Origin of the sequence: Phenylobacterium kunshanense (assembly GCF_003254525.1) — a bacterium.
GTDB classification, from domain to species: domain Bacteria; phylum Pseudomonadota; class Alphaproteobacteria; order Caulobacterales; family Caulobacteraceae; genus Phenylobacterium; species Phenylobacterium kunshanense.
In genome coordinates this window covers 1-518 of sequence record NZ_QFYS01000035.1, presented here as the reverse complement: position 1 = coordinate 518, position 518 = coordinate 1, and the positions used below count along the sequence as shown (strand labels likewise).

The following is a 518-nucleotide window of genomic DNA, read 5'->3' as shown; positions in this document are numbered from 1 at the left end:
ATCCTCCCCCACAGGGGGAGGTGGCCCAAAGGGCCGGAGGGGGTTCACGCCCGCGGCGTCTCAGTCTTCCTCTTCCAGCCGAGCCCAGATCGTACGCGCAGCGTCGTCCACGCTGCGCAGCACCAGCGAGGCTGGAAGCCGCCACGTGCGTATCCCACGCTCGGCCAGCCATGCGTCGCGGCGATCGTCCCGATCCGGGCGGTCTCCGAAGCCATGGCTTCCGCCGTCGACTTCCACCGCCAGCTTCCTCGCGTCGCAGTAGAAGTCGAGCACATATGGACCGACCGGATGCTGCTTGCGGAAGTGGAGCCCTTCCATCTTCCGGCCCTTCAGCACGCGCCACAGCAGCACTTCCGGCAGGCTCATGGTCCGCCGGAGCGACCTGGCCCTGTCCTTCGTCGGTCGCGGCGCGTCCATACACCAAACTTAGCAGGCGAACGTCCGATGGGCGCACCGATGCGCCGGGGCTGAAACCCCCTCAGTCGCTTCGCGACAGCTCCCCCTGAGGGGGAGCATTC

At 67.8% G+C, this 518-nt stretch carries 1 protein-coding gene; it reads right to left on the bottom strand.

The window, feature by feature from the left end; genetic code table 11:
* Nucleotides 1-60 precede the first annotated feature (60 nt).
* Nucleotides 61-366: an endonuclease domain-containing protein gene (locus DJ019_RS20670; RefSeq protein WP_240606559.1), complete on the bottom strand. Its 306-nt coding sequence runs from the start codon at nucleotides 364-366 to the stop codon at nucleotides 61-63.
* Nucleotides 367-518: the final 152 nt, after the last annotated feature.

What these genes read in the sequence shown, in the direction of transcription:
- DJ019_RS20670 (WP_240606559.1), bottom strand. Translation starts at nt 366, where the DNA reads ATGAGCCTGCCGGAAGTGCTGCTGTGGCGCGTGCTGAAGGGCCGGAAG.